Origin of the sequence: Bradyrhizobium sp., assembly GCF_019242285.1 — a bacterium.
In the GTDB taxonomy this organism is placed as follows: domain Bacteria; phylum Pseudomonadota; class Alphaproteobacteria; order Rhizobiales; family Xanthobacteraceae; genus Bradyrhizobium.
In genome coordinates this window covers 1-4,535 of record NZ_JAFAVV010000837.1, presented here as the reverse complement: position 1 = coordinate 4,535, position 4,535 = coordinate 1, and the positions used below count along the sequence as shown (strand labels likewise).

The 4,535-nt window shown below is 66.7% G+C and carries 4 protein-coding genes and 1 riboswitch; of the genes, 3 read left to right on the top strand and 1 reads right to left on the bottom strand.

The window, feature by feature from the left end; genetic code table 11:
• A partial coding sequence (locus JOY90_RS34355; protein ID WP_291695532.1) for an alanine--tRNA ligase-related protein occupies positions 1 to 375 on the bottom strand: 375 nt, incomplete at its 3' end.
• Between the two features lie 205 nt (positions 376 to 580).
• A riboswitch (glycine riboswitch) is annotated at positions 581 to 687 on the top strand.
• Between the two features lie 137 nt (positions 688 to 824).
• On the opposite strand from JOY90_RS34355, the gene gcvT reads away from it, so the two are divergent.
• The 3 genes from gcvT to gcvP form a co-directional block, all read left to right on the top strand.
• Positions 825 to 1,970 (top strand): glycine cleavage system aminomethyltransferase GcvT, encoded by a 1,146-nt coding sequence (gcvT, locus tag JOY90_RS34350; RefSeq protein WP_291695531.1) that lies wholly within the window; start codon positions 825 to 827, stop codon positions 1,968 to 1,970.
• 10 nt (positions 1,971 to 1,980) lie between these two features.
• A complete protein-coding gene (gcvH, locus tag JOY90_RS34345) occupies positions 1,981 to 2,346 on the top strand; it encodes a glycine cleavage system protein GcvH (RefSeq protein WP_291695530.1) in 366 nt (121 codons plus the stop codon).
• Between the two features lie 17 nt (positions 2,347 to 2,363).
• Positions 2,364 to 4,535, top strand: a 2,172-nt coding sequence (gene gcvP / locus JOY90_RS34340; protein WP_291695529.1) for an aminomethyl-transferring glycine dehydrogenase, incomplete at its 3' end; no start/stop codon positions are given.

The following is a 4,535-nucleotide window of genomic DNA, read 5'->3' as shown; positions in this document are numbered from 1 at the left end:
GAGCTTCTCCTGCGGCAGGCCGAACTCCTTGGTCACCAGCTTCCAGGCGAGCTCGATCGCGCGATCCTTGAAGTAGTCGCCGAACGAGAAGTTGCCGAGCATCTCGAAGAAGGTGTGATGGCGGGCGGTGTAGCCGACATTGTCGAGATCGTTGTGCTTGCCGCCGGCGCGCACGCATTTCTGCGAGGTGGTGGCGCGCTGGTAAGGCCGCTTCTCGACGCCGGTGAAGACGTTCTTGAACTGCACCATGCCGGCATTGGTGAACATCAGGGTCGGGTCGTTGCGCGGCACGAGCGGCGAGGACGGCACGATCTCGTGGCCGTTGTCGCGAAAGAAATTCAGAAAGGTGGACCTGATCTCGTTGACGCCGGACATGTTCATCCAATCGGAAATTTGGCGGGGAAGAGCCGATTTCGGCCGAAATCGCCAGCGCGTCGCTTTTAACCAAGCGCGTTAACGGTGTCCAGAAACTGTGCAGATGGATCATGGACTTGCCGCAGCCGCATAAAGCTCGTTGATAGGTACGGGAGGCGCGTTGACAGGCTTGCCGGGCTCGTGTTTCTTCCCCACCTGTTTGAAGACCGCCACGTCGGGAGAGACTGGCCCTGTCTTGATCATAAGACGGAGGCCGGCGCCGAAGGAGCAACCGCCCCGGAAACTCTCAGGCAAAAGGACCGTCGTGGCGAGGACAGCATCTGGAAAGAGACGGTTGGGGGCTTTCGTCCTCAGGCGTCCGCCGACGGGATAATACTCTCAGGCAAAGCGACAGATGGGGCTCCAAGAGGTTTTCAGGGAATGGTCCCTGGAACCAGGAGACCCTGTCGATGCTCGCATCCGACGCGACCCCGCTCAAGCGCACGCCGCTTCACGCCCTGCATTTGTCGCTCGGCGCCAGAATGGTGCCGTTCGCCAGCTACGAGATGCCGGTCCAATACGCAACCGGCGTGCTCAGGGAGCACCTGCATACCCGAAAAGCGGCCGGCCTGTTCGACGTGTCCCACATGGGACAGCTCGCGCTGCGGGCGAAATCCGGCAGCGTCGCGGACGCCGCCCGCGCGCTGGAGCGGCTGGTGCCGCAGGACATCCTGGGGCTCGCAGCCGGGCGGCAGCGCTACGCGCAGTTCACCAGCGAGGCCGGCGGCATCCTCGACGACCTGATGGTAGCAAATTTCGGCAGCCACCTGTTCCTGGTCGTGAACGCCGCCTGCAAGGAGGCCGACGAGGCGCATCTGCGAAGGCACCTCGCCGAGACCTGCGTAATCGAGCCGCTGGCCGATCGCGCTCTGTTGGCCCTGCAAGGGCCTGCGGCCGAGCGGATCCTGGCGAAGTTCTGCGCCGAGGCGGCGGTGATGAGGTTCATGGACGCCGGGCCGCGCCAAGTCGCAGGATTCGACTGCTTCGTCTCCCGCTCGGGTTATACCGGCGAGGATGGTTTCGAGATTTCCGTGGCCTCGGACCAGGCCGAGCAACTGGCGAAATGGCTGCTCGAGGATGGCGGGGTGCTTCCGATCGGGCTCGGCGCGCGCGACAGCCTGCGGCTGGAGGCCGGGCTCTGTCTCTACGGCCATGACATCGACACCACGACGACCCCGGTCGAGGCCGCGCTGGAATGGTCGGTCCAGAAGAGCCGCCGCGCCGGCGGCGCGCGGGCCGGCGGATTTCCGGGCGCAGAGAAGATTCTTGCACAGTTTGCGGGCGGCGCCGCGCGCCGCCGCGTCGGATTGCTGGCGGAGGGCCGCGCGCCGGTGCGCGAGGGCGCCAGCCTGTACGCCGACGCCGCCTCGGCCGAGCCGATCGGCAAGGTCACTTCGGGCGGCTTCGGGCCGACGCTGAACGCGCCGGTCGCGATGGGCTATCTGCCCACCGCGCGCTCCGGCACTGGCACACAGGTTTTCGCCGAGGTGCGCGGCCAGCGCCTGCCGCTCAAAGTCGCCGCAACTCCGTTCGTTCCCAACACCTACAAGCGCTGAAGGACACCGCATGACCACGCTGTTCACGTCCGACCACGAGTGGCTCAAGATCGACGGCGACGTCGCCACCGTCGGCATCACCGACTATGCGCAATCGCAGCTCGGTGACGTCGTGTTCGTCGATCTGCCCAAGGTCGGCCGCAGCCTGAAGAAGGCGGAAGCCGCCGCCGTCGTCGAATCGGTGAAGGCCGCCTCCGACGTCTACGCGCCGATTTCCGGCGAGGTGCTGGAGGTGAACGAGGCGCTCGCATCCGAGCCTGCGCTGGTCAATTCGGATGCTGCCGGCAAGGCCTGGTTCTTCAAGCTGAAGATCGCTGACAAGAGCGAACTCGGCGGGCTGATGGATGAGGCCGCCTACCAGGCGCATACGGCGTGATGAGCGAGGAGGAAAGCATGAGCGTGGAACGCAAACTGGCCGATCAGGCCGCGACCTCCTTCGTCCGCCGCCACATCGGCCCCTCGGCGCGGGACGTCGCCGCGATGCTTCAGGCGGTGGGCGCACAAAGCCTCGGCGCGCTGATGGACGAGACCTTGCCGTCGTCGATCCGGCAAGCGGCGCCGCTCGATCTCGGCCCCGCGCTGACGGAAACCGAGACGCTCGCGCATATGCGCGAGCTGGCAGCGCAGAACGAAACCTTCACCTCGCTGATCGGCCAAGGCTATTCCGGCATCATCCTGCCCGCGGTGATCCAGCGCAACATCCTGGAGAATCCGGCCTGGTACACGGCCTACACGCCCTATCAGCCGGAGATCAGCCAGGGCCGGCTGGAGGCGCTGTTCAACTTCCAGACCATGATCTCCGATCTCACCGGGCTCGATGTCGCCAATGCCTCGCTGCTCGACGAGGCGACCGCCGCGGCCGAGGCGATGACGCTCGCCGAGCGCGCCGGCAGCGCGAAGAGCAAATGCTTCTTCGTCGATGCGCAGGTGCATCCGCAGATGCTCGCAGTGCTGCGCACCCGCGCCGAGCCGCTCGGCCTCACCCTGATCGTCGGCGATCCCGCGCGCGATCTCGCAGGCGCCGAGGTGTTCGGCGGCCTTCTGCAATATCCGGACACGTCGGGCACGGTGCGCGATCTCAGGCCGGCCATCGCGACACTGCACGACGAGGGCGCGCTCGCGATCGTCGCCGCCGACCTGCTGGCGCTGACCCTGCTCGCCTCGCCCGGCGAGCTCGGCGCCGACATCGCGATCGGCTCGACGCAGCGTTTTGGCGTGCCGATGGGCTATGGCGGCCCGCATGCGGCCTATATGGCGGCGCGCGACGCGCTGAAGCGGTCGCTGCCGGGCCGCATTGTGGGCCTCAGCGTCGATTCGCGCGGCGCGCCGGCCTATCGGCTGGCGCTGCAGACCCGCGAGCAGCACATCCGCCGCGAGAAGGCGACCTCCAACATCTGCACCGCGCAGGTGCTGCTCGCCGTGATCGCCTCGATGTACGCGGTCTATCACGGACCGGAGGGATTGACGGCCATTGCGCGCGGCGTGCACCGCCGCACCGCGGTGCTGGCGGCCGGCCTGCGTAAGCTCGGCTTTGTGCTGGCGAGCGATGCGTTCTTCGATACGGTCACGGTGGACGTCGGCGCAGGGCGCGACGAAATCGTGGCACGGGCGCTGGCCGAGAGGATCAATCTTCGCCTCGGCGACGGTGGCCGGCTCGGCATTGCGCTGGACGAGACGACGACGGTGGAAACCGTCGAGGCGGTCTGGCGCTCGTTCGGCGGCACGCTCGCCTACGCCGACGTCGAGGCGGACGCGCGCGAGGCGCTGCCGGCCGAGCTGAAGCGCGCGACACGCTTCCTGACCCATCCTGTGTTCCATGCGCATCGCTCCGAGACCGAGCTGTTGCGCTACATGCGCAAGCTCGCCGACCGCGACCTCGCGCTCGACCGCGCGATGATCCCGCTCGGCTCCTGCACCATGAAGCTCAACGCGACCACCGAGATGATTCCGCTGACCTGGCCGGAATTCGGCCATCTGCATCCGTTCGCACCGCGCGAGCAGGCAAAGGGCTATGCCGCGCTGTTTGCACGGCTGGAGCAGTGGCTGTGCCAGCTCACCGGCTATGATGCAATTTCGCTGCAACCGAACTCCGGCGCGCAAGGCGAATATGCCGGACTGCTCGCGATCCGCGCCTATCACGCCGCGCGCGGTGAGAGCCATCGCAAGGTGTGCCTGATCCCCTCCTCTGCCCATGGCACCAATCCGGCCTCGGCGCACCTGGCCGGGATGGAGGTGGTGGTGGTCGCCTGCGACAGCCGCGGTGACGTCGATGTCGACGAGCTCCGGGCGAAGGCGGAGAAGCACGCAAAAACTCTCGCCGCCATCATGATCACCTATCCCTCGACCCATGGTGTGTTCGAGGAGCACATCAGGGACATCTGCGACATCGTGCACGGCCATGGCGGACAGGTCTATCTCGACGGCGCCAACCTGAACGCGCGGGTCGGGCTGGCACGGCCCGGCAACTACGGCGCCGACGTCAGCCATCTCAACCTGCACAAGACCTTCTGCATTCCGCATGGCGGCGGCGGACCGGGCATGGGTCCGATCGGCGTGAAGGCGCAT

What these genes read in the sequence shown, in the direction of transcription:
- gcvH (WP_291695530.1), top strand. Translation starts at nt 1,981, where the DNA reads ATGACCACGCTGTTCACGTCCGACCACGAGTGGCTCAAGATCGACGGC.
- gcvT (WP_291695531.1), top strand. Translation starts at nt 825, where the DNA reads ATGCTCGCATCCGACGCGACCCCGCTCAAGCGCACGCCGCTTCACGCC.